Origin of the sequence: Haloglomus halophilum (assembly GCF_024298885.1) — an archaeon.
Lineage (GTDB): Archaea > Halobacteriota > Halobacteria > Halobacteriales > Haloarculaceae > Haloglomus > Haloglomus halophilum.
Genome location: NZ_CP101166.1, coordinates 554542 through 577571, shown reverse-complemented (window position 1 = coordinate 577571; position 23030 = coordinate 554542). Strand labels below are relative to the sequence as shown.

Genomic DNA, 23030 nt, shown 5'->3' with positions numbered 1-23030 from the left:
GAACGGCTACCGGGTCGTGGCCGTGGGTACGTCCGACGTTCGCGCTGTATGTCTGGATTATCCGGAGAATGGCCGAGGAAACTACCGAAAGATGGAACTATGCCTCGAAAATGCGGAGTTGGTATCTTACCGTTCTTCGGAGTCAAGCACGCGGATCTGGTCCCCACGGACCGTGACCGGGATGGGGACGGTCGCCTCGTACAGCTCGACGGTGACCTGGTCCTTGCCCTCGTCGATGCGCTGGACCTTGGCCTTCTCGCCCTTGAACGGGCCGGCGATGAGCTCCACGATGTCGCCCTCGGCGATGCCCTCCACGTCCGGTTTCGGCGAGAGGAAATGCTCCACCTCGGCGATGGAGGACTTCCCCTGCACGACGCCCCGGGAGTGGGGAATCTCGTCGAGGATGCGGTCGAAGACCGAGATGTCGTCGGCCTCGACCATCACGTAGGAGGTGAGCGAGTCCGGCGCCAGCGCGGCGTGGACGCTGTCCTCCTCGCGGCTCATGATCATGTCCGCGACGGTGCGTTCCTGGCTCGCGGTGGTCTTGACGGCGAAGATGGGCACGGCCTCAGACACCTCCGGGGACGAAGCTCATCATGACGAAGATCAGGAACCCCAGGATGCCGACGAGGATGACCCCCACGCCCGCGATGAGGGCGACCCTGGAGAACTCCTGCCAGGAGGGGGTGCTCGCGAGCTTGAGCACCCGGGTGTACGCGCCGAGTTCCTTCGGTACTTGCATGCCGAGTCATTTCCGGTCGGGCTTTCTATACCTGTTGGTCCGGGGGAACGATGGCGCTACGCAGCAGCGCAGGGAAAAGAGCGTGGTGTCGAGTTCGCCCGGTCAGTCCCGGCGGCGGGCGGACAGGAGCGCCGCACCGAGGAGCGCCAACAGCGCCGTCACGAGGGCGAACCCCGGTTGCCCGTCGCTGGCCGTCGTCGCCGGCGTCCCGTCGTCCGTCTCGGTCGGTGTCGAACTGCCCGACTCCGTCGGCGTGTCGGTCGGCTCCGGCTCCTCGGTCGGGGTGGGCGTCGGTTCGGGTGTCGGCGTGGCGGCTGCCTCCACCGTCAGGGTCCCCGCGCTGACGTTGTCGAGGGTGATGGCGTACTCGCCGGGCTCTTGGAACGTCTCGCGGAACTGGACGTTCCGTGACTCCCCGGCGGGGACGAAGACGTCCCGGCTGGTGCGCCGGTCGCCGTCGACCCGCAGCACGGCGGTGTAGGTGCCGTTGCGGTCGCCGTCGTTGGCGACGGTCGCCCGGATGCGGGCGTCGTCACCGGCGGTGATCGTCTCCGAGGCGAGGCGCACGTCGCGCAGGTCGAACTCCGTGCCGGCGGCCCCGACGGCGAACGTCGAGAAGCCGGGCGTCGAGCCCCGGAAGCGGTAGGCGTTGTCGGTCTCGCCGATCAGCTCCATCTCGAACCGCTCCCAGGTGCCGCTCTCGGGGTCGTACCGGAACAGCGCGGTGCCCGCGGCGGGGTCCGTCTCGTCGATGAACTCCTTGTAGAGCCGCTTCTGGATCGTGAAGGTGAACCCGGCGTCGGTCACGTTCCCCGCCGACTCCACGTCGATGGTGAAGAAGCTGAACTCGCGGGTGCCGCCGGCGACCGGCGGCTCGTCGTTCTGCGGTCGTCCGGACTGCTCGACGGTGACAACGGTGTCCGTCCGCCTGTCGACGGTGACGTTCAGGCTGTCGAGGTGCACGCCGCTCTCGTCGCTCGTGTTGGTGAACGGGAACGCGACGAACACCGGCCTCCCCGGCTGTGGGTCGCGGAGCGCGGCCTCGACCCGGTTCGGGCGCTGCCTGTCGGTCTCGACCGTCGCGCTGGGTTCACGCAGCGGCGTCACGGTGACCCGACCGAGGACGTGGGCCCGGCTCTGGATGTAGTACCCGCCGGGCCTGTTCAGGGCGAACTCGTAGGTGAGCGTCGCGGTCTCGTCGGGAGCGACCCGGGGCATCTGGGTCTCGATAAGCCTGTTGTCGGCGCTCAGGAGCCCGATGTAGGTTCCCGCTCGGTCGCCGCTGTTCTCCACCGTGACCGTGACCGTGATGTTCTCGCCGATCTCGACCTCATCGGGGGAGATCGAACTGTCGATGACGCTGAATCGTGCGGGTCTCCGCACCTGCCTGCTCTCGCCATCCGCAGCGATGTCGACCCGAGCAACGGCCGAGAAGGTCGATGTCTCGGTGTCAGCCGTCAGCGTGATGTCGTACGACCCGGACCCGACCGACTCGGGCGGTGTCGCGGTGACCGTTACCGGCTCCGTGGCCCCACCGTCGAGGTCGATACCGCCGGGCGTCGAGACGGTCCAGCCGCTCGGACCGTCCGTGGCGAAGCTCACGGCGGTCTGGGTGTCGCCGACGTTGGTCACGTCGAACTGGAGGTTGACGGGGTCACCGCTCGACGACACAGCGCCCGGACTGTCGACGATGACCGAGGACTTCGCGAACCCCTCGCGGGCTCGTACCGTCCACGTATCACCGGCGGCGAGCGAACTCCGTCGCCATTCCAGCGCGTAGCCGTTGTCGTGGTTACTGGTGTCCACGATTCCCGTGAGCGCTCCGGCTTCGAGACTGTCCTGGACGCTGCTGTAGCTGTTACTCTGGTGGTTGAACGGCTCCGATCCCGGGAGGCCACTCATCGTGAGCTGTTGTCGCTCGTTACCGACCTCCTTGGCCACGCCGATCGTGGCGATGCCCGGGTTCCAGAACCCCTCGCCGTTGTCACCACCGGCGAGATAGGTGTCCTTCCCGTTGAGAAGCCGGAGGCCGGTGGCCGTACTCGAGCCCGTGTTCTCGACCTCCCAGGTCAGGTCGAAGAACTGCTGAGTGCCGGTGTAACTGACCCGCTGGACCAGCTGGATACCCGTGCTGCCGGCAGGTTCGAACCGGGTCACGATGGTGTCGCCCGACATGGACTGCTCCGCGACCGTCAGCTCGATGCCGTCCGCGTCGGCCGTGCCGCCGCCCGGGATGTCGTAGACCGTCCCGCCGGCGTACAGCACCGTGTCGGAGCTATCGTCGCTGTAGTACTGGCGCACCCAGGAACTGCTCTGGTAGCGCGCGACGGCGAGGTTCCCCTGGTCGACCGTGATCCGGAGGGCGCCCTCCACCGTCTGTCCGCCGAGTACATCCGGGCCTGTCTGTGCCGCTACGGGCGCCGCGACGAAGGCGACGAAACCGCTGGTGACGACCAGCAGTGTGACGAGGACGGCGAGCGCCTGCCGGAGGCGCTGGCCCGACCGCTCCCCGCCACGTGGTGCTGTCGGTCCATCTGTCGATGATGTGTTCATTTGTTTCCGGGCGTCCGGATGCCGGAACCGAGTATAGGTATTGCAGCAGTACCAGGCGTTAACGTGGCGTTAATGGCGAAACCGCAGCGGTAGAACAGCGGCGAGGATGTCGCCGTGTCATCACGGGCTGACGGGTCGCTCCCCTGGAGCCGGGGGTTCGGCAGAAGACAGAACGGCAGGACGAGCCGCGGTTACTCCACGAAGTCGATGCCGCCGTCCGAGGAGGCGGGCTGCTGACCGCCCGACCCGTCGGTGGTCGCCTGTCCGTCGAGGTTGCCGACCTGCGTGCCGCCCTGGGTGTCGGCCTCGGCCTCGTTCTTGCCGTAGATCTGCGGGCTCTCGACGCCCGTGACGACGATCATCGTCTCCATCTTCCCGTCGAACTCGTTGTTGACGGAGGCGCCCCAGATGATGCGGGCGTCGGGGTCGATGCGGTCGTAGATCTGCTCGACGACGCCCTCGGCCTCCTCGATGCTCATGTCGGGGCCGCCGACGACGTTGACCAGGGCCGAGTTGGCCCCGTCGAACTCCACGTCCAGCAGCGGCGACCGCAGTGCCGAGCGGATAGAGTCCTGGGCCTTGTTCTGGGAGTCGGACTCGCCGAGACCGATCATGGCGACGCCGCCGTTCTCCATGATGGTCTTCACGTCGGCGAAGTCGACGTTGACCAGTCCCGGCTTCGTGATGAGCTCGGTCATCCCCTTCACCGAGCGCATCAGGACCCGGTCGCAGATCTTGAACGCGTCCTGGAGCGGCAGGTTCGGCGCGTAGTCCAGCAGTCGGTCGTTCGGGATGACGATGACGGTGTCCGCGACGGCCCGGAGCCGCTCCAGGCCGGCGTCGGCGTTGGCCCGCCGGCGCTCACCCTCCGCGGTGAACGGGACCGTGACGACCGCAATCGTCAGGGCGCCCTGCTCCTGGGCAGCCTGGGCGACGACGGGCGCCGAGCCCGTCCCCGTCCCGCCGCCGAGCCCGGCGGTGACGAACACCATGTCCGAGCCGTCGATGGCGGCGTTGATGTCGTCGATGTTCTCCTGGGCGGCCTCCTCCCCGATCTTCGGGACCGAACCCGCACCGCGGCCGCCGGTCCGCTGGCGACCGATGAGGATCTTCGTGTCGGCTTCTACCTCGGTCGCGAGGTGCTGGGCGTCGGTGTTCGCGGCGACCAGCTTCGCGCCGTGGATGCCCTCGCGGTCCATCCGGGTGACGGTGTTGCCGCCGGCGCCGCCGCAGCCGACGACGGTGATCTTGGTTTCGAGGTCCTCGACGACGCTCGCCAGCTCATCGTCGGTCATGGTGCCCGACGTGTTCGGCGATGCGTCGTTCGAGTTCGCCGGCCCGTCCCCAGCCGGGCCCTCCTCCTCCCTATTCTCGGCCTCGTCGATGGCGTCCTCGATCAGCGAGTCCATGCTGTCAGGTCGGATGCCTACGTCCCGTAAGTAGCTTTCTCCGGCGTCACGCGCGTGTCTGACGCCGATGCGCGGTTTTGCCGCTTTCGAGCCGGGTTCGGCCGATAAACCGTCTGGGACGATACGGAATCCGGGCGCGACTGTCACCGACGCGCCGCTCCGCGCACGATGTCTGACGGGCGCGCACCCGCCCCGGACGAGGACGAGTCAGAGCGGGAACCGCAGCTCCTCCTCGGAGTGGACCGCCTCCGGCTCGATGGTCCGACCGTTCACCTCCACCGATTCGCCGGCCGAGAGCTTCCCGAACGCCGGGCCCTCGGGGATACCGAGCGTCCGAGCCTTCTCCGGATCGAAGGCCGTGCGGCGCGCCACGACCGCGTCGGCGTGGACGCTCACGCCGTCGTAGCGCTCCCGGAGGACGGCCACCAGTTCGTCGACCAGTTCGGCCCGGATGTCCGCGGCAGCCGCCTCGTCGCCGGTCGGTACGACCGCACGGTCGTCGACGCGGGTCCCGTTCTCGGTGGTCGTTACGGCGACGGTCCGACTGTCGACGGCCTCCCGTGTCCGCTCGGGGTCGATGCCCTCGCACTCGATGACCAGGCCGGCAGGGAGGTCGACCGCGGTCAGGGGGCCGTCGTACCCGGTCGCGCGGTCACCGAAGCGGAGTCCATCCCCGACCCGGCAGAGCTCGGCCTCGGAGCGCTCGACCGTTCCCTGGGGCACGCCGGTCGTCTCCCGGAGATACGTCTCGCCGACCGCACGGTAGCCGAGCTCTTCGATGGCGGCCACGAGGTCCGGGTGGCGCCCCTCGACGAGCGCGTGGGTCGCACCGCTCTCCGTGAAGGCGGCGTCGAGAGTCTCGCGAGCCGCCGTCGAATCCGGGTCACCGAGGTCGTCCAGGCACCAGTCGGCGGCGATGTGGCCCACGGTCCAGTCCGTCTCGCGGACGACGCGCTCGGGCCGGGCGGCGTAGTGGCCGCCACCGAAGCAGACGACCGTCCGCTCCGCGTCGGGGGTCACGTCGCGGAGGTCCAGAATCGCCGCCGCCACCGCGCCGGCAGCCGCCGGGTCCTCCCACTGCGGTTCCGCACTCCCGACCTCCACGAACAGCGACGGGCAGCCCACGTCCGTCGGGCCGTGGTGGGTACACTCCAGTCCCGTCTCGTAGCCGTCGGGCGCGTGGTCGGACAGTGCCTCCAGCGCTCGTCGGGTGGCGTTCGGTGCGGCGGCCGCCAGCTCGCCGTCCGCGCCGCCGTGGTCCGCCGGGCCGAAGTTGCCCGTGTGGTGGGCGGTCAGGAGACGGCCGGTCTCGCCGGCGTGTCGCGAGGCGAACGCCAGCAGGTCGGGCTCGTGTTCGGGGCCGTCGTCGACGGTGCCGAACGCCGACGCGACGCCGTCGAGGTGGAGATGCAGGTCGTCGAAGACCCGGAGCGCCGCGCCCTCCGTCCGGTAGACGGTGTCGCCGCCGTCGCCGTCCGAGCGCGTCCCGTCCGTGTGCTCGGTCCAGGATGCGCGGTCCAGGAGCTGCTCGGCGATGTGGACGGACGCGCTGTCGGCACGGCTGGCGACGATGGCTAGCACGGGCATCGCTCGGCTCCGGGTGGTCGAAAACGCGTCGGTCTCGGCCGCCGAGGCGGTCGACTACCCGCGACGTGCCTCGATGGCTGCGAGCGCGTCGCGCAGTGCCTGCCGGGCGAACCGTTCCTTGACCTGCAGGCGGTCACCGTCGAAGACGTAGCGTTCGACCGTACTCGTCGACTCGCCCGAACCCCACGCGCCCGCGTACGCGACACCGATGTAGACGGTCCCGACGGGGTCCTCGTCGTCGCCGCCGGTCGGGCCGGCGATACCGGTGGTCGCGACGCCCCAGGTCGTGTCGGCCGTATCCCGGACTCCGCGGGCCATCGCCCGCGCGACCGGCTCGCTGACGGCACCGTGTTCGTCGAGATGTTCGCGCGGGATCGCGAGCACGTCGCGCTTGGCGTCGTAGGAGTAGGTCACTACGGAACGGTCGAAGTAGTCGCTGGAACCCGGGATGTCGGTCAGCAGCGATCCGATGAGGCCGCCGGTCGCGGATTCGGCGGCCGCGATGGTGGCGCCCGTGTCCCGGAGAGCGTCCCCGATGCGTTCCTCGACCGGCGGGTCGTCGGCGAACTCGCGCATATCGGGAACAGGGACCTCTCGCCCATGAAACCGGGCGCTCTCGTGTGCGGGGTGTTGCGAACGGGTGGCGATTCTGTATCGCGATATCCGATTTACGAGTCGAGGGGGAACCACGGATTGTGTCGTCTGACAGGGGGTCGAAATACCATCCGGAAAGGCAAGAACCACGTCGAACGACCCGCGAGAGCGGGTATGGACTACGAGCGGCCACTGTTCTTCCGGGTGATGCAGTACGCCGCGGCCGCCGAGCGGGACGTGGTCGACATGGTGAGCGGCAACCCGGACTGGGCGCCACCCGACGCGCTCCGCGAGGGACTCCGCGAGTTCGCGGATCTGCCCGTCGAACACTACCAGTACCCGCCGAGCGAGGGGCTGGACGAACTCCGGGCCGCTATCGCGACACACCACGACGTGCCGGCCGAGAGCGTCTTCGTCACGAACGGGACCGGCGAGGCCAACCACCTCGGGACGGCCATCGGCCTCGATGAGTACCCCGGGAACGAGGTGCTACTGACCGACCCCGTCTACCCGTACTACGCCGGGCGGGCGGAGCTGCTGGGTGCCGATGCGACGTACGTGCCGGCCGACGAACGGGGACGCCTCGACCCCGACGATGTCCGTCGGGCGGCGAGTGACGAGACGGCCGTCATCGTCGTCAACTCGCCGAACAACCCGACGGGCGCGGTGTACGGCCGCGAGACGAAGCAGGCGCTGGTCGGGGTCGCCGAGGCCCACGATGCGCTGCTGGTCAGCGACGAGGTGTACGAGCGGTTCGACCACTCCGGGCGGTTCTGCTCGGCGCTGGCCTTCGACTCCGAGCACCGGTTCGTGACGAACGCGTTCTCGAAGTCGATGGCCATCACGGGCCTGCGGGTCGGCTACTGCATCGCTCCGGAGCACCTGTGGCCGGCGGTCCGGACGCGCCACATGCTGACGAACGTGACCTGTTCGCGCCCGGCACAGTACGCCGTGCTCCGGGCGCTCCGGGAGACGCCCGAGTCGTACTACGAGCGGAACCGCTCGCTCGTGGGCGAGCGTATCGAGACGTTCACGGCCGCGCTGGACGCAGCCGGGGCTGATTACGTCACACCCGAGGGTGCCTTCTACGTCCTCGCACGGTTCGAGGACTACCCCGGCACGCTGGCGAACGTCGAGCGGCTCATCGACGAGGCCGGCGTCGCGGGGATGCCCGGCGACGCGTTCGGCGAGTCGCGTGCCGACTGGCTCCGGTTCGCGCTGGTGACACCCCGGGTCGAGGAGGCGGCCGAGCGACTCCGCGAGTTCTTCGCCTGACTGGCGCAGGGCGTGGCGGTGGCTCCTCGTGCTCGCGACCGTGCTCACGCACGGTGTAGCCGGACTCCCGGTTGGCCTCGGAACCGGGCCGCCCCGCGCTGGCGGCGCGTCCGCGTTCGGTGGCGCGGCCTCCGGTTTGAATCCTCGTCTCGCGAACGGGTGTGAGACCGGAGACCGACGGGTACTCCCGTCCCCACGGAGTAGCGTCGCACATGAGCAGTATCGACGTGGAGGCCGTGGAGTCGGTCGAGGAGGAGGGGCTCGCGGTGGACGCACCGGAGTACGTCCTCTACGGCGGGAAGGGCGGCGTCGGCAAGACGACGATGGCGGCCGCCACCGCGCTCGCGTCGGCCCGTGACGGCGTGTCGACACTCGCCGTCTCGACGGACCCGGCCCACTCGCTGTCGGACTCACTGGAGACGCCGATCCCGGCGGAGCCGACGCGCGTCCGTGAGGACGTACCACTGTACGCCGCCGAGATCGACCCGGACGCGATGACGAGCGGCCCGTTCGCCGAGGGTGGCGAGGGTGGCGGGATGCTCGGCGGACTGGACGCGCTGATGCAGGACGAGGGGCTGAACCCGTTCGCCGCGGGGACGATGCCCGGCGCCGACGAGGCCGCCGCGATGCAGCTGCTCCTGCAGTACATGGACGACGAGCGGTTCGACCGTGTCGTCGTCGACACGGCGCCGACGGGGCACACGCTGCGGTTGCTGGAGCTACCCGAGCTGATGGAGTCGCTGACGGGCCGTCTGCTCGCCTTCCGCGAGCGCCTGTCGGGGATGATGGGCAGCGTGAAGGGGCTGTTCGGTTCGGGGGCGGACGAGGAGTCGCTGGAGCAGGGGATGGACGACCTCCGCGCGCTGGCCGACCGCGTCGAGCGGCTCCGGGAGCGCCTTCGCGACCCCGCCCGCACCGACTTCCGGGTCGTGATGGTGCCCGAGGAGATGAGCGTCGTCGAGTCCGAGCACCTGCTGGAGCGCCTGCGTACCTTCGAGATTCCCGTGAGCACGGTCGTCGTCAATCGCGTGATGCAGGACCTCGCGGACGTGGCGGAAGGGGCCGATGCCGACTGGTTCGTCGCGCCCGACCTGGAGGACTGTGAGTTCTGCCAGCGGCGCTGGGAGGTCCAGCGCGAGGCGCTCTCGCGGGCCCAGGACGTGTTCCGCGGCCACGACGTGAAGCGCGTCCCGCTGTTCGCAGAGGAGGTCCGAGGCGAACGGATGCTGCGGGTCGTCGCGGCCTGTCTCTCCTGAATCCCGTTCTGTGTCCCATCCGTGGCTACGTCCGTCGGCCGACGACCCGCGCGATGACGAGGCCGAGCCCGACGAACAGGAGCGCCAGCAGCGACTGGAGCGCGGCACCCATCGGCGCACCCTGCTGGAGGAACCCGACAGCCCCCGCGACGAACAGCGATGCGACGAGGCAGTGGAGGCCGAAGACGGCCCACTGCAACCGGTCGAAGGTCAGCGGTGAGGGGAAGAACTCCAGCACGGCCGACCGTACGGTCGGAGCCAGCAAAAACACGTCCGTGGCGGCGAGGCTCACTCCCGGCTGCCGACCACGAACACCCGCAGGTCGTTCACGTTCGTCCCCGTCGCGCCGGTCCGGACGACGGCCCCACGCTCGGCGAGGTACCCGTGGGAGTCGCTCCGTGCGAGCGCGTCCCGGGCGACAGACGGGGCCTCGACGGTTCCCGAATCGACCAGTGCTCCAGCGGCGTCGGCGCTCCCATCGCGGCCATCGGTGTCCACGCACGCGAGCGCGACCGGCACGTCGGTACCCGACAGTTCCAGCGCCGCCCGGAGCGCGTACTCCCCGTTCGGGCCGCCGGTGCCGTCACCACGGACGGTGACGGTTGTCTCCCCGCCCGAGAGGATGACTGCCGGCGGCTCGACGGGGTCGCCGGTCGCCAGTGCCTCTTCCGCGATGGCCACGCCCGTGAGTGCGGCCTCCCGCGCTTCCCCGCGCACGCGTGAGGACAGCACGAGCGGGTCGTAGCCGGCTGCCGCGGCGTGGTCCCGGGCCGCATCCAGTGCGGTCCGATTCCCCGCGAGGACGTGGTTCTCGACGTGGTGTTCGTCGAACACCTCGCTCCCGGCGGCTGGCGTCTCCGGGTGGCTACCACGCTCGCCGGCCTCGAGATGCGCTCGGACGGCCGGGGCGCCGATATCGTACCGGTCCAGCACCCCGAGTGCGCCGGCGTAGGTCGTCGGGTCGGATGCGGTCGGGCCGCTGGCGATGACCCCGGGGCCGTCGCCGACCACGTCACTGACGAGCAGGCCGACGACGGTCGCAGGTGTGGCCGCGCGGGCGAGGCGGCCGCCCTTGAGCGCCGAGACGTGCTTGCGGACGGCGTTCGTCTCCTCGATGCTGGCACCAGCGGCGAGCAGGGCATCGGTCACGTCCCGGAGGTCGGCGAGCGCGAGGTCGCCGGCGGGTGCCGCGAGGCACGCGGAGCCGCCGCCCGTGATGACTGCGAGGACGAGCGTTCGGTCGTCGGCAGCGCTGGCGGCTTCGAGCAGCCGCTCGCCCGCCTCGACGCTCCCCTCGGTCGGGGTCGGGTGGCCCGCCCGGACGGTTTCGACCCGGCCGAGCCCCGACGTATCGACATCCGCGGGTACGCCGACGACGCCCGCGGAGAGCCGGTCACCGAGCGTCGCTTCGAGGGCGCGGGCCACGCCGGCCGCGGCCTTCCCACCGCCGAGGACCGCGACCCGGTCGTACTCCGCGAGGTCGTACGTGTCGTCGGCGACGGAGAGGTGCCCGTCCTCGACCTGAACGCACTCGCGGGTCGCCCGCTCGGGGTCGGCCGCGCGGATACCGGCTTCGACGCAGTCTAGCGCGAGCGCTGCCAGGTCGCGGTCGCGAGCGCCGGCCAGCAGGTCGTCGCGGTTCCGAATCACGTCCGGTCGGTAGCGCGGTGGCCTGATAACGGTGTCTCGGGCGGCGGCTCCGCGGCGGGGACGCTCCGGGGGAGTATATACGATAAACTACTTATCGCGATACCGAATCGGGCGGCGCAGGTGGCTGGCGACCGTAGAGCTGAGGCTGTTTCTCTGCCTGAGGGTTATTTGAGCGCCAATATATAGGAAACGTCTGGACTTTCTGATTAAAATGGCATTTTGTAGATATATCTGCGGTGCTTGTCAAATGTTGTCGCCTTCCGAGGTGGCGGTCCGTGTCGTCGGTCGGCTACTCCTTCTCGCCGGCGCCGACGGCCGACTCCCCGACGGGGTCGTGGCCCTCGATGACCTCGGTCCCACCCATGTACGGCTGGAGCGGTTCGGGCACGTCGACGGTACCGTCCTCGTTCTGGTAGTACTCGAGGATGGCGACCATCACGCGGCCGACGGCGGTCCCCGACGCGTTCAGCGTGTGGAGGTACTCGGCCGACTCGTGGCGCTCGGGGCGGTACTGGATGCCGGCGCGGCGGGCCTGGAAGTCCTCGAAGTTCGACGCCGAGGAGACCTCCAGCCAGCGGCCGCCCTCTTCGGGGCCGTCCTCGCTGTCCGTACCGGGGGCCCAGACCTCGATGTCGACGGTGCGGGCCGAGGCGAAGGTGAGGTCGCCCGTGCAGAGGTCGAGCGTGCGGTACGGCAGCCCGAGCCGGTCGATGACCTCGCAGGCCTCGTCGATGAGCGCGTCCAGTCGGTCGTACGATTCGTCGGGCCGGACGAAGTTGACGAGCTCGACCTTGTTGAACTGGTGGACGCGGACGATGCCGCGGGTCTCCGTGCCGTGTTCGCCGGCCTCGCGCCGGAAGTTCGGCGTGTAGGCCTGGTACTTCAGCGGGAGGTCGTCGTCCAGCAGGATCTCCTCGCGGTGCATGTTCGTGACCGGGACCTCCGCGGTCGGGCAGAGCCACAGGTCGTCGTCCGTGTAGTCCTCCTGTTCGGCGCCGCCGACCCGGTAGGCGTCGTGGTTGAACTTCGGCAGCTGGCCGGTCCCGCGCATCGACGCGCTCGTGACGGGGACGGGCGGGAAGATGTCGTGGTAGTCCTGCTCGCGGTGGACGTCCAGCATGAACTGGATGAGTGCGTGTTCGAGGCGCGCGCCCTCGCCCTTCAGGAAGTAGAAGCCGCCGCCGGTCGTCTTCGCGCCGCGGGCCTCGTCGATGATCTCGAGTTCCTCGCCGAGGTCGTAGTGCGGCGTCACCTCGTCGGGCAGGTCGCGGGGGTCGTCGAACCCCTCGCGCCGGCGCTCGACGTTGTCGGCCTCGTCCGCGCCCACGGGGACATCCTCGTGGGGGATCTGCGGGAGTTCGAGCAGGCCCTGTTCGAGTTTCGCCTCCAGTTCGTCGGCGCGGTCCTCGACGCGCTCGATCTCGGCCTTGAGCTCCTGTGACTGCTCGATGGCCTCCTGGGCTTCATCCTCCTTGCCCTCCTGTTTGAGTTCGCCGATCTTGCTCGACACCTCGTTGCGCTCGTGGCGGAGGCCGTCGCCCTCGGCCTTCAGGTCGCGCCACTCCTCGTCGACAGCGAGGAGCGTATCAACGTCCACGTCGTCGTACCCGCGCGCGTCGAGTGCCGCGCGCACCTCGTCGGGATGCTCGCGGAGGTACTGTCGGGGGATCATCTGTTGTCCGTGGTTTCTGGGGTCGTCGGAAAAGTCGTGTCGGTGTCGCGGGAGTGGGTGGCACGGGGATACGTCGGTGGCGTGGTCGGGGGTGCGTGACGGGTCGGAGACTGCTACGAAGCCCTCGCGCTCTCGACCGCCCGCGGCTCGCTGTGGTCCTCGGTCGCTGCGCTCCCTGCGGTCCTTACGTCGCCGGGGACGGATCGAGAGCGCTCGCCCTTCGATTCCACCAGGATTCGGGTGTCCGTCCGAGCGCTCGCGCATGGTGGTCCCGGACGAGCAGAGTGTCCCCGAACCTCCCCGCGCGAGCGCGGCGTGAGGCCTCGCCCCCTCGCTTCGCTCGGGAGGCTCGGTCGGAGCGCGCTCGCGCGCTTCCTCTGTTCGGAACCAGTCGACCGACCAACCGCCCCTTGGCCGGGGGAACGGGGCGCACGAGGGCTTCGCAGGTGTCTCCGTCGTCGTCGGCTCAGCTGTCTCCGTCGTCGTCGGCTCAGCTGTCTCCGTCGTCGTCGGCTCAGCTGTCTCCGTCGTCGTCGGGGAGACCGGGCTCGCCACCTCGACTATCCCGCCCTGCTGCACGCGAGAGGTCAGAACTATACGCGCACCACACGCCGAACGACCCACACATGCCACACGGAACCGCGCTCGTGACGGGTGCCTCGGCCGGAATCGGTCGCGCGATCGCCGAGGAATTCGCCCGGAACGGCTACGACCTCGTCCTCGTCGCGCGCCGGGAGGAGAAACTCCAGGAGGCCGCCAACGAGTTCGAGCAGTACGGTAGCACCGCCCACGTCGTCCCGACCGACCTCGGAACTCGGGAGAACCGCGAAGACCTGTACGAGGAGGTCACGGAGGAGCGGGGCATCGAGGTGGACACGCTCGTCAACAACGTCGGCATCGGTACACAGGGCAAGTACACCGACATCCCCGCCGACCGGGACCTGCTGCAGATAGAGCTCAACATCACGACGCCGTCGCACCTCACCAAACTGTTCGGCGCGGACATGGTCGAGCGCGGTGACGGCCGTATCCTCAACGTCGCCTCCTCGGCGGCGTTCCAGCCCGGGCCGTTCATGGCCGTCTACTACGCCAGCAAGGCGTACCTGCTCTCGTTCTCGGAGGCGCTCCACGAGGAGCTGAAGGAGGACGGGGTGACCGTGACGGCGCTCTGCCCCGGGCCCGTGGAGACGGAGTTCCAGGCACGCGCCGAGAACGAGGACGCCCCCATCGGCGGCGGCGAGCACGACGGGCTGATGAGCATCAACTGGCAGGACGCGGTCGATGTCGCCGAGGCTGGCTACGAGGGTGTCCACGACGGGGAGGCGGTCGTCGTCACCGGGACGGACCTGAAGGTCCTCTCCCGCGTGGTACCGCTCCTCCCGCGCTCGACGGTGCGGAAGCTGTCACGGAGCCTGAACGAGGCCTGAGTTGGTTCTGGGCAGTGGTCACGCCCGCGGGTCCCGGTCCGGCCCCGGATACTCGTCGGGGGCGGCGTCGTGGACGGCGGCCCACAGCGCGGCGGCGTCGAACACCCGGGCGAACGCGCGGGGGTGCCGCACCGAGACGTCGAGATGCTTGCGGAGGTTCGCGCCCGAGCCCGCGCTCGCGAGTGATTCCTCGAAGGTGAGAATGTGTGCTGCAGGGCCGGCGTGGGCTGCCACGAGTGCAGGCTGACCGCCGGCGCTGGGGTCGACGACCGTGGCCCAGTCCCCGATGCGCTCGCGCCAGTCCGCCGCCAGCCCGGGGTCCGCGAGGTCGACGATGACGGCCTCCGCGTCGTCGAGCAGCGTCTCGGTAGCGACCAGCGTCGCCCACGAGTGTGCACGGAGCTGGTCGAGCGCGGCACGGGCCGCGGCGCCGTCGCCGGCTGCGTCGAGCCGCTCCGCGTCGGGCGTGGCGTCGGCCGGCCCGCCACACAGCAGGTCGGCCGCGAGCACGTCGGCGTCGGCCACGACGCGGGCGGGGTTCGGGCGCTCGGTCCGGTCCATGCCAGCCGTGGGGACGAGGACGGCGATAAACGATGGGGTCCCATCCCGGGCGGCGCCGCGGTGACCCGGCGACGGCTCACATCCGGGTGCCACACGCCGGACAGAAGGTCGGCCCGTCCCCTTCCTCGACCGCCTCGCCACAGGTGGGGCAGGGTGCCGTCGAGCGGTCGTCCCCGACACCAGTCTCGGTGGTCGCGTCGTCGGGTGCTTCCGCGTCGCCGGGTGCTTCCGCGTCGTCGCGCCCCGTCGCCGTCTCGGTTGCCGTCCCCATCGTCGTGTCCCCGTCGTCCGACGTCACGAGGTCGCCGACGGCCGAACGGACCGTCGAGGCCAGGTCCGACCCGGGAAGCGAGCGTCCGGCGCCGAACGTCGGGTCGTCGGTCGCCCGTCGGTGGTGATGGCCCAGCGTGCCGAGCAGCACCCGCGACCCCTCGCTGGTGCCGGCGGCTCTGACGGCGACCACCTGGCCGCCGTTCGTCCCGGCGTACAGCGTCCCGTCGACCACGGTCGGTGAGGACCTGTTGGCACCGGCGACCCGCGAGCAGGTCCACTCCTGCGCGCCGGTGTCGGCATCGAGCGCGTACACGCCGCCGTCCGTCCCGTTGATGTAGACCGTCCCGTCGGCAGCCGTCGGGGAGCTGCGGCGCAGCCCGGTCGGAACCGTGAACGTCCACTCCCGGTGTCCCGAGGTCGCCGAGACGGCGAAGAGCGTCCCGTCGGGGCTTCCGATGTAGACCGTCCCTGCGTACACCGTCGGCGACGAGTAGGTCCCGTCATCGGTACCGGTGAACGTCCACTCCTCGCGCCCGGTGTCGGCGTCGACTGCGTACAGGTCCTTGCTTGCGAAGTAGACCGTTCCGTCGGCCACCGTCGGCGACGAGTACGGGGCCCACTCCGACTCCTCGAAGGTCCACTCCTCGCTGCCCGTAGCGGCGTCGACCGCGTACAGGCCGTACGTCGAGTCCCCGCTGATGTAGACGGCTCCGTCAGCCACCGTCGGCGACGCGCCCGTCCAGCCCACGTCCCGCCGGTTGAACCGCCACTGCACCCTGCCGGTGTCGGCGTCGAGCGCGTACAGTGTGTCCCCTTCCGTCCCGTGGTTCTCCCCCGCCACGTAGACGGTCCCGTCGGCGGCCGTCGGCGACCCCTCGATGCCGAGGGACTGCTCGGCGAACTCCCACCGCTGCTCGCCGGTGGCGATATCGACCGCGTACAGGCGCTCTTTCTGGTTGAAGTGTTCGAAGTTGGCACAGACGACATCGCCGACCACCGCAGCCGAGGAGACCAGCCCCTTCCCCTGGACGTTCGGGCGGAACTGCCATCGCTGCTCGCCCGTGTCGGCGTCGATGGCGCACAGACGGTCGCTGCACCCCACGAAGACCGTTCCATCGACCACCGTCGGCGAGCCCCGCACCTCGTGTCGTGCCTCGACGAGACGAGTCCTCCACGCCATCGTTCCCGCCTCCTGCTGACTCATCGTTTGGTTCACTCGGAGTTCCAGTCCCCTGTAGTTAGTTCACCCGAACCGACGCCTCGGCGTGCTGGGGCTGTTGAGCTACGAGCGTTCTTCTCGCTGTACGGCGAGCGATTCGCGGACGGCTGCGACGCTGACGCCGTACTCGTCGCCCCGGTCGAACAGGTCGGCCCAGTCCATGTGTGGTGAGTGCTGCGCGCGAAGATAATACAGCCGTGGCGGCCGACGGCGCGGCCCCGTTGGGCGCGTCGCATAGCCCGCTGCTGCGGTTGTGACTGCAGGACGGCTTCTCGACTCGAAGACGGGAGACGCGGCGCTAGATGACGCGGTTCTGGAGGTAGTCCAGATGCTTGGCGTTGTAGACGATGCGGACGGTGTCGGCCGCGGGCGACCCGATGCAGGTCAGGCGGACGTTCTTCTCGTCGACCTCCTCGTCGGAGAGGATCTGCTGCATGTCCATGTCGATGTCGCCCTCGAGGACGATGGCGGCGCAGTTCGCACACGCGCCGGCCCGGCACGAGAAGGGCCAGTCGTAGCCCTGGGCCTCGGCGGCCTCGAGGATGTACTCGCCCTCGTTGACGTCCAGCTCGCCGTAGTCCTCGTCGTCGAGGCTCATGTCCGCGGCCTCGTCGAAGACGGGGTCGTCGTACATATCCCAGCCGTTGTCCTCGACGACCTCGTAGTTGAGGTATTCTACTGTAGGCATCGCTCACCGGTACGCCCGCCCCTACCTTCAAAGCTACTGTTAGGCGGCCCTAAACCGGTTTGCTGGACGTTTGTCGACCGGAAGCCGGTTCGGGGTGGCTATCTCAGAAGAACGGGGCGTACTCGAAGAGGAGGAACGAGGCCGCCGCGGAGATGGAGGGGGTCATGATCCAGAGGACGATGACGCGGCCGGTGGTGGCGGGGTCGAACAGCTCCGTGGCGGCGAGGTCGTCGGGGTCCTCCTCGCCGATGCGGGGCACGGCCTGCGTCTCGGTGCCGTCCCCGCCACTGCCGCCCTGTCCGTCCGCGGCCAGTGCGTCCACGCGGGCCGTCGCGGTCGGCTCCTCGCCGGCCATCGCCGCGCCGGCGGCCTCCGAGAGCGTCGTCGTCCGGGTGGCACGGCCCCACCCGAGGCCGACGATGGACATCGTCGCCGACACCGCGAGCGAGGCGGGGATGCCGATGAACGACAGGAAGGTGATGAGCGAGGCCGCCACCGTCTCCACGATGAGCGCGGCCAGCAGCGGCAGGTCCGTCAGGTCGTTGCCGACCGTGTCCAGCGTCCGGCGTGCGATGGTGAACGCGCCGACGCCGATGGCGCCGCCCGCGAGGAGGACGCCGGTGTTCGGCCTGATGGCCTCGCTCCCGACCAGCGGTGCGACCGCGTTCGCGACGTTCGACGCGCCGGCGGAGAAGGCCATGTAGCAGGCGATGGCGACGACGAGGACGACGCCGACGACGTCCTTCATCGCGGCGCCGGGCGCGCGGGCGGGGTACGGGACCGGGCCCGCGTAGCGCCGTTCGATGACGCCGCCGGCCGAGTCGAGCGGTACCTTCGCGTCGAGGTACGGGTAGAGGTAGCGCCCGATGACCGCACAGACCCAGAACGCGGCGATGGGGGCGACCAGCCACCACGAGACGATGCGGCCCATGACGGGCCAGACGATGGAATCCGTGGCGACACCCAGTCCGGCGATGGCGCCGACGGCGGTCATCGACGTGGAGGCGGGGACGCCGAACAGGTTCGACACCAGCAGCGCCAGCCCGACGAAGAACAGCACGGCGACCGAGGCAGCCAGCGTGAACTTCGAGGCCGGGACGATCTCACCGCCCATCGTCCGGATGACGTTCTTCCCGACGGTGTAGCCGCCGAGCAGGGCGAACGCGGTCATCAGGCCGGCGGCTGCGGTCTTCGAGACCGTGTCGCTACCGACGGCTGGACCGAAGGCGACGCCGGTCGAGGAGCCGCCGATGTTGAAGCCGACGAACGCCGCGACCAGCAACCCCACGACGAGGAGCGGCGCTATCACGGCGCGGGCTTCGAGACGATTGCAGTTAAGCGGTACTCCTTCGACATACCGAGACATCTACTGGAAACGTTCCCTCGTCGAGTTGTATTTTCTGTTGCATCCTAAATGTGGCCGTAATATTCGTAGTGGGGGCATAAGGTCCGAGATTCGCGTACAGTCGATGTCGGGTTCCGTAGCGAATGGGGTTCGGAGGGCTCAGCTCGGCGCCGAGAAACCCTTTCCTGGCTCGGTCCCGTGCTCCCGGTGTGCTCTCCCGCGAGAACCGGATCGGCATCGCGTTCATCGTGTTCGCCCTCCTCTCCGCGTACGCCGCGTTGCAGTTCGACGCACCGAGCTGGGCCGTCTCCGCCATCATCCTCGGCGTCGGCGTCGTCTCGCCCCTCCTCCTGAACGACTATCTCGACCGGCGCGAGGATGCGGGCGCCGACTGATGTCGTGACCGGCGGCTCCGCGCTGGCCCGCCGTACTCGAACTCGCAGGGCTTATACGGGCGAGGGCCGCACGGTCGGGTACTATGGCCAAGAGCAAGACGGGTAGTGCGGGCCGTTTCGGTGCGCGCTACGGACGTGTCTCGCGTCGCCGCGTCGCCGAGATCGAGGCTGACACGAACAGTGCGACGGTCGACGGCAACGATGTCAAGCGCGTCGGCACCGGCATCTGGGTGGACGAGGAGACGGGCGAGAAGTTCACCGGTGGCGCCTACCGCGCCCAGACCCCCGCGGGCAAGACGGTCCGCCGCTCGCTCCGCGCGGCTCTGTCCGGTGGCGAGGAAGCCGACGAAGCATAACCGATGAGCTACAAGTGCTCCCGCTGCAAGCGCGACGTCGAACTGGACGAGTACGGCGGCGTCCGCTGTCCGTACTGTGGCCACCGCGTCCTGCTGAAGGAGCGGAGCCGTGACGTGAAAGAGATCGACGTTCACTGACAGGTGCCCGACGCCGCTGACACCCCGCCCGGCGACCGGTTCCCACACGAGACCGTTCTCGACTGCTCCTACGACGACCCCGAAGCGGCCGCGCTGGTCACGACCAGCCTCCGGCAGGACATCGACCGCATCGACGGCGACCGCAGCACCGCGGCCGTCGCTCGCGAGGGGAGCACCGTCCGTGTGACGGTCCGGGCGGCCGACCTGACCGCGCTCCGGGCCGGGCTGAACACGTGGACCTCTCTGGTCGACGTGGCTGACCGCACCCGAGCGGCGGCACTGGAGTGACCAGCTGGGTCGCCCGGCCGCGGGTCGCGATGGGTGGGGTCGCCGTGAGCCCGAGAAGCGGGGGTTTTTCACGGGCGAACCCGAGCCGACAGGTATGCAGGGTAACCTTCCGCCGGAGGCCCAGGAGAAGCTCGAAGAGCTACAGGACCTCCAGGAGACCGCACAGCAGGTCGCGGCCCAGAAGCAGCAGGCCGAGACCACCCTCCGCGAGTCCGAGAACGCCCTCGAGGCGCTCGACGATGTCGAGGATGACACCGAGATCTACCGCGAGGTCGGCGAACTCCTCGTGAAGAGCGAGTACGACGAGGCGTACGACGAGCTGGAGGAGAAGGTCGACTCGCTGGAGATCCGCGTCGAGACCCTCGAGAAGCAGGAGGAGCGCGTCCGAGAGCAGTTCGAGGACCTCCAGGAGGAGCTCCAGCAGCTGCTCCAGGGCGGCGCCGGCGGCCCCGGTGGCGGCGGCCCGATGGGACCGGGCGGCCCGGGCGCAGGCGGCGACTGAACGCCCGACCGTGACCGATTCCTCGACCGACGACACCGACGCCCCCAGCGACGAGGCCGTCGTGAACACCGCCTCGGAGGCCGCCGAGGGGCTCGTCCTCTCGCGGTTCAAGCAGTCCGAGGTCCGCGACCTCGACGTGACCGTCACCTTCGAGGACGGCGTGCTGGAGGTGGACGTCTACCTCAACGCGCCCGACGCCGAGGGTGACCTCGACCCGGAACAGGTCGCCGACGACGCCGCGCTCGCCGCACAGTCGGCCGTCGACGAACTGTTCGCCGAGTACGAGTACGAGTAACTGTTCGCCGAGTACGAAGTAGTCCTCGCGCGCGTGTCCGGGTGCGGGCCCGGGCGCCCACTCACCCGCCCCACACGCTCGCGTCCGGCGCGCCCCCGGACACGCGGCCGCGGCGCGCTCGGACGCCCGTCCGCACGCACACCCGCGCTGTCCGGCGATTTCGCCCGAAACGTTTAGCAACCGGTGGCGGCTACGGGGCGGTAATGAGTACGAGCGAGACCAGGTCGGCTGCCTGCCGAGGGGGTGAGCGCGCGTGGAACTGATCATCACCGAGAAGGACAACGCCGCGCGGCGCATCGCCGATATCCTCAGCGACGGCTCGGCCGGGACCGACCGGCGCAATGGGGTCAACGTCTACCAGTGGGCCGGCGGTGAGACCGTCTGCGTCGGGCTGTCAGGGCACGTCGTCGGGGTGGACTTCCCGCCGGAGTACGACGACTGGCGCGATGTCCGGCCGGTCGAACTGCTGCACGCCGACATCGAGAAGCGCCCGACCCAGGAGAACATCGTCCGCACCCTCCAGCAGCTCGCGCGCGAGGCGGACGAGGCGGTCATCGCGACCGACTACGACCGCGAGGGCGAGCTCATCGGGAAGGAGGCCTACGAACTCGTCGACGAGGTGGCCTCCATCCCCATCCAGCGGGTCCGGTTCTCCTCCATCACCGAGCGCGAGGTGAAGGAGGCGTTCGAGAACCCGGACGAGCTGGACTTCGACCTCGCGGCCGCGGGCGAGGCCCGGCAGATCATCGACCTGCTGTGGGGTGCTGCCCTGACGCGGTTCCTCTCGCTGTCGGCTGGCCAACTCGGCGAGGACTTCATCTCCGTCGGGCGGGTCCAGAGCCCGACGCTGAAGCTCATCGTCGACCGCGAGCGCGAGATCGAGGCGTTCGACCCCGACGACTACTGGGAGCTGTTCGCAGACCTGCACAAGGACGCGGTCGAGTTCGAGGCGCAGTACTTCTACGAGGGCGAGGACGGCACCGAGAACGAGCGCGTCTGGAACGAGGGCGACGCCGACGACGCGTACGCCCGGCTCTCGACGGCGTCGAGCGCGACCGTCACGGGCGTCCGCCGCCGCACGCGCACCGACGACCCGCCGGCGCCGTTCAACACGACCCAGTTCATCCGCGCGGCGAGTTCGCTGGGCTACGGTGCCGGCCGCGCGATGAGCATCGCCGAGGAGCTGTACACGGCTGGCTACATCACCTACCCCCGGACGGACAACACCGTCTACCCGGAGGACCTCGACCCCGAGGACCTGCTGGCGACGCTCGCCGACACGGGCGCGTTCGGGGAGGACGCCGCCTCGCTGCTCGACGGCGACGCGGACATCGAGCCGACGCGCGGCGACACCGAGACGACCGACCATCCGCCCATCCACCCCACCGGGGAGGTGCCGGGCAAGGTCGACATCGGCGACGACGAGTGGGAGGTGTACGAACTCGTCGTCCGGCGGTTCCTCGCGACCTGCGCGGACCCGGCGGAGTGGGAGCACCTCCGCGTCACGGTCGAGGCGAACGGCTGCCAGCTGAAGGCCAACGGGAAGCGCCTGCTGGAACCGGGCTACCTCGATGTCTACCCGTACGCCTCCTCGGACGAGAACCTGGTCCCCGACGTAGACGAGGGCGAGGAACTCGACCTGACGGACGCGCGGCTGGAGGCCAAGCAGACCCAGCCGCCGCGCCGGCGCGGGCAGTCCCGGCTCATCGAGACGATGGAAAGTCTCGGAATCGGAACAAAAAGTACTCGACATAACACTTTGGAGAAACTTTACAGCCGCGGCTACATCGAGGACGACCCGCCGCGCCCGACGCGGCTGGCGATGGCGGTCGTCGAGGCGGCCGAGGAGTTCGCCGACCTCGTCGTCGACGAGGCGATGACCCAGCAACTGGAGCAGGATATGACGGCCATCGCCAACGGCGAGGCGACGCTGGACGACGTGACCGACGAGTCCCGGGAGATGCTGAACCGGGTGTTCGACGAACTCCACGAGTCCCGCGAGGCCATCGGCGAGCACCTGCGCGAGGCGCTGAAGGACGACAAGCGGCTCGGCCCCTGTCCGGAGTGCGGCGAGACGCTCATCGTCCGGCGGTCGCGGCGCGGGTCGTACTTCGTCGGCTGCGAGGGGTACCCGGACTGCGAGAACACCTACCAGCTCCCCTCCTCGGGCGAGCCGACGGTGATGGAGGAATCGTGTGGGGAGCACGACCTGCGGCACGTGAAGATGCTCGCCGGCCGGTCGACGTTCGTCCACGGTTGTCCCATCTGCAAGGCCGAGGAGGCCGACGCCCAGGAGGACGAGGTCATCGGCGCCTGTCCGGAGTGTGGCGAGGACGAGGGCGGCGAACTCGCCATCAAGCACCTCCAGAGCGGGAGCCGGCTCGTGGGATGTACGCGCTACCCCGACTGCGATTACTCGCTGCCGCTGCCCCGGCGCGGCGACATCGAGGTGACCGGCGAGTTCTGTCCCGACCACGACCTGCCGGAGCTGGTCATCCACGACGGCGACGGCGACCCGTGGGAGCTTGGCTGTCCCATCTGCAACTTCGAGGAGTTCCAGGCGCGCCGGGCGACCCGGGACCTGGACGACCTCGACGGCGTGGGGGAGAAGACCGCCGCGAAGCTGGCCGACGCGGACATCGAGTCGCTCGCGGACCTGCAGGCCGCCGACCCGGACGACGTGGCCAGCCGCGTCTCGGGTGTGAGCGCCGACCGCGTCCGGGACTGGCAGGAACAGGCCGAGAGCGCGGGCTGAAGCGGGAACGGGATAGCAGCTGTCCGGCGTTCGATGATTCGCGTCGGGCG

At 69.6% G+C, this 23030-nt stretch carries 23 protein-coding genes; 10 read left to right on the top strand and 13 right to left on the bottom strand.

The features are described 5' to 3' along the window. Positions 1-126: 126 nt before the first annotated feature. From NL114_RS02855 to NL114_RS02830, 6 genes are all read right to left on the bottom strand, one after another. Positions 127-564, bottom strand: coding sequence for a transcription elongation factor Spt5 (locus tag NL114_RS02855; protein WP_254824766.1), 438 nt, complete (start codon positions 562-564; stop codon positions 127-129). A gap of 4 nt (positions 565-568) precedes the next feature. Further along, entirely contained in the window at positions 569-742 is a 174-nt protein-coding gene (locus NL114_RS02850) for a protein translocase SEC61 complex subunit gamma (RefSeq protein ID WP_254823294.1), read from the bottom strand. A 102-nt stretch (positions 743-844) separates the two neighbouring features. Next, the gene (locus NL114_RS02845; protein WP_254823293.1) at positions 845-3295 is read right to left on the bottom strand and encodes a CARDB domain-containing protein; all 2451 of its coding nucleotides are present in this window, start codon (positions 3293-3295) and stop codon (positions 845-847) included. Positions 3296-3486: 191 nt separating this feature from the next. Further along, positions 3487-4704: a cell division protein FtsZ gene (gene ftsZ, locus NL114_RS02840; RefSeq protein WP_254823292.1), complete on the bottom strand. Its 1218-nt coding sequence runs from the start codon at positions 4702-4704 to the stop codon at positions 3487-3489. Between the two features lie 207 nt (positions 4705-4911). Then, positions 4912-6291 carry a D-aminoacyl-tRNA deacylase gene (locus tag NL114_RS02835; RefSeq protein ID WP_350355393.1) on the bottom strand — a complete coding sequence of 460 codons (1380 nt, stop codon included), beginning with the start codon at positions 6289-6291 and terminating at the stop codon, positions 4912-4914. Positions 6292-6345: 54 nt separating this feature from the next. Next, positions 6346-6867 carry a CinA family protein gene (locus NL114_RS02830; RefSeq protein WP_254823290.1) on the bottom strand — a complete coding sequence of 174 codons (522 nt, stop codon included), beginning with the start codon at positions 6865-6867 and terminating at the stop codon, positions 6346-6348. A 192-nt stretch (positions 6868-7059) separates the two neighbouring features. On the opposite strand from NL114_RS02830, the gene NL114_RS02825 reads away from it, so the two are divergent. Together NL114_RS02825 and NL114_RS02820 are read left to right on the top strand one after the other, a co-directional pair. Continuing rightward, positions 7060-8160 (top strand): pyridoxal phosphate-dependent aminotransferase, encoded by a 1101-nt coding sequence (locus NL114_RS02825; protein WP_254823289.1) that lies wholly within the window; start codon positions 7060-7062, stop codon positions 8158-8160. Between the two features lie 212 nt (positions 8161-8372). Continuing rightward, entirely contained in the window at positions 8373-9416 is a 1044-nt protein-coding gene (locus NL114_RS02820; protein WP_254823288.1) for an ArsA family ATPase, read from the top strand. 25 nt (positions 9417-9441) lie between these two features. Here the strand turns inward: NL114_RS02820 and NL114_RS02815 are convergent, their stop codons facing one another. The 3 genes from NL114_RS02815 to serS form a co-directional block, all read right to left on the bottom strand. Then, a complete protein-coding gene (locus NL114_RS02815) occupies positions 9442-9708 on the bottom strand; it encodes a hypothetical protein (RefSeq protein WP_254823287.1) in 267 nt (88 codons plus the stop codon). Further along, positions 9705-11066: a glycerate kinase type-2 family protein gene (locus NL114_RS02810; protein WP_350355392.1), complete on the bottom strand. Its 1362-nt coding sequence runs from the start codon at positions 11064-11066 to the stop codon at positions 9705-9707. Before NL114_RS02810 ends, NL114_RS02815 begins: the two co-directional genes overlap by 4 nt. A 289-nt stretch (positions 11067-11355) precedes the next feature. Then, positions 11356-12738: a serine--tRNA ligase gene (gene serS, locus NL114_RS02805; protein WP_254823286.1), complete on the bottom strand. Its 1383-nt coding sequence runs from the start codon at positions 12736-12738 to the stop codon at positions 11356-11358. 626 nt (positions 12739-13364) lie between these two features. On the opposite strand from serS, the gene NL114_RS02800 reads away from it, so the two are divergent. Continuing rightward, the gene (locus tag NL114_RS02800; protein WP_254823285.1) at positions 13365-14165 is read left to right on the top strand and encodes an SDR family NAD(P)-dependent oxidoreductase; all 801 of its coding nucleotides are present in this window, start codon (positions 13365-13367) and stop codon (positions 14163-14165) included. Between the two features lie 18 nt (positions 14166-14183). Here NL114_RS02800 and NL114_RS02795 read toward each other — a convergent pair whose 3' ends face one another. The 4 genes from NL114_RS02795 to NL114_RS02780 all read right to left on the bottom strand — a co-directional run bounded on the left by NL114_RS02795 (position 14184) and on the right by NL114_RS02780 (position 18215). Further along, complete coding sequence (locus tag NL114_RS02795; RefSeq protein WP_254823284.1) at positions 14184-14726, bottom strand: DUF7384 family protein; 543 nt, start codon at positions 14724-14726, stop codon at positions 14184-14186. A gap of 76 nt (positions 14727-14802) precedes the next feature. Further along, positions 14803-16203, bottom strand: a complete 1401-nt coding sequence (locus NL114_RS02790) for an outer membrane protein assembly factor BamB family protein (RefSeq protein ID WP_254823283.1) — start codon at positions 16201-16203, stop codon at positions 14803-14805. A 313-nt stretch (positions 16204-16516) separates the two neighbouring features. Further along, a complete protein-coding gene (gene fer / locus NL114_RS02785; RefSeq protein ID WP_254823282.1) occupies positions 16517-16906 on the bottom strand; it encodes a ferredoxin Fer in 390 nt (129 codons plus the stop codon). 103 nt (positions 16907-17009) lie between these two features. Then, positions 17010-18215: an inorganic phosphate transporter gene (locus tag NL114_RS02780; RefSeq protein WP_254823281.1), complete on the bottom strand. Its 1206-nt coding sequence runs from the start codon at positions 18213-18215 to the stop codon at positions 17010-17012. A 245-nt stretch (positions 18216-18460) separates the two neighbouring features. On the opposite strand from NL114_RS02780, the gene NL114_RS02775 reads away from it, so the two are divergent. From NL114_RS02775 to NL114_RS02745, 7 genes are all read left to right on the top strand, one after another. Then, the gene (locus tag NL114_RS02775; RefSeq protein WP_254823280.1) at positions 18461-18646 is read left to right on the top strand and encodes a DUF7987 family protein; all 186 of its coding nucleotides are present in this window, start codon (positions 18461-18463) and stop codon (positions 18644-18646) included. A gap of 83 nt (positions 18647-18729) precedes the next feature. Continuing rightward, complete coding sequence (locus tag NL114_RS02770) at positions 18730-19002, top strand: eL43 family ribosomal protein (RefSeq protein ID WP_254823279.1); 273 nt, start codon at positions 18730-18732, stop codon at positions 19000-19002. 3 nt (positions 19003-19005) lie between these two features. Then, positions 19006-19140, top strand: coding sequence for a DNA-directed RNA polymerase subunit P (locus tag NL114_RS02765; RefSeq protein ID WP_248653523.1), 135 nt, complete (start codon positions 19006-19008; stop codon positions 19138-19140). 3 nt (positions 19141-19143) lie between these two features. Further along, entirely contained in the window at positions 19144-19428 is a 285-nt protein-coding gene (locus NL114_RS02760; RefSeq protein WP_254823278.1) for a KEOPS complex subunit Pcc1, read from the top strand. A 94-nt stretch (positions 19429-19522) separates the two neighbouring features. Further along, positions 19523-19930, top strand: coding sequence for a prefoldin subunit beta (locus NL114_RS02755; RefSeq protein WP_254823277.1), 408 nt, complete (start codon positions 19523-19525; stop codon positions 19928-19930). A 10-nt stretch (positions 19931-19940) separates the two neighbouring features. Then, on the top strand, positions 19941-20225 hold the full coding sequence (locus tag NL114_RS02750; RefSeq protein WP_254823276.1) for a DUF3194 domain-containing protein: 285 nt from the start codon (positions 19941-19943) through the stop codon (positions 20223-20225). 253 nt (positions 20226-20478) lie between these two features. Continuing rightward, positions 20479-22980 (top strand): DNA topoisomerase I, encoded by a 2502-nt coding sequence (locus NL114_RS02745; protein WP_254823275.1) that lies wholly within the window; start codon positions 20479-20481, stop codon positions 22978-22980. Positions 22981-23030 lie beyond the last annotated feature (50 nt).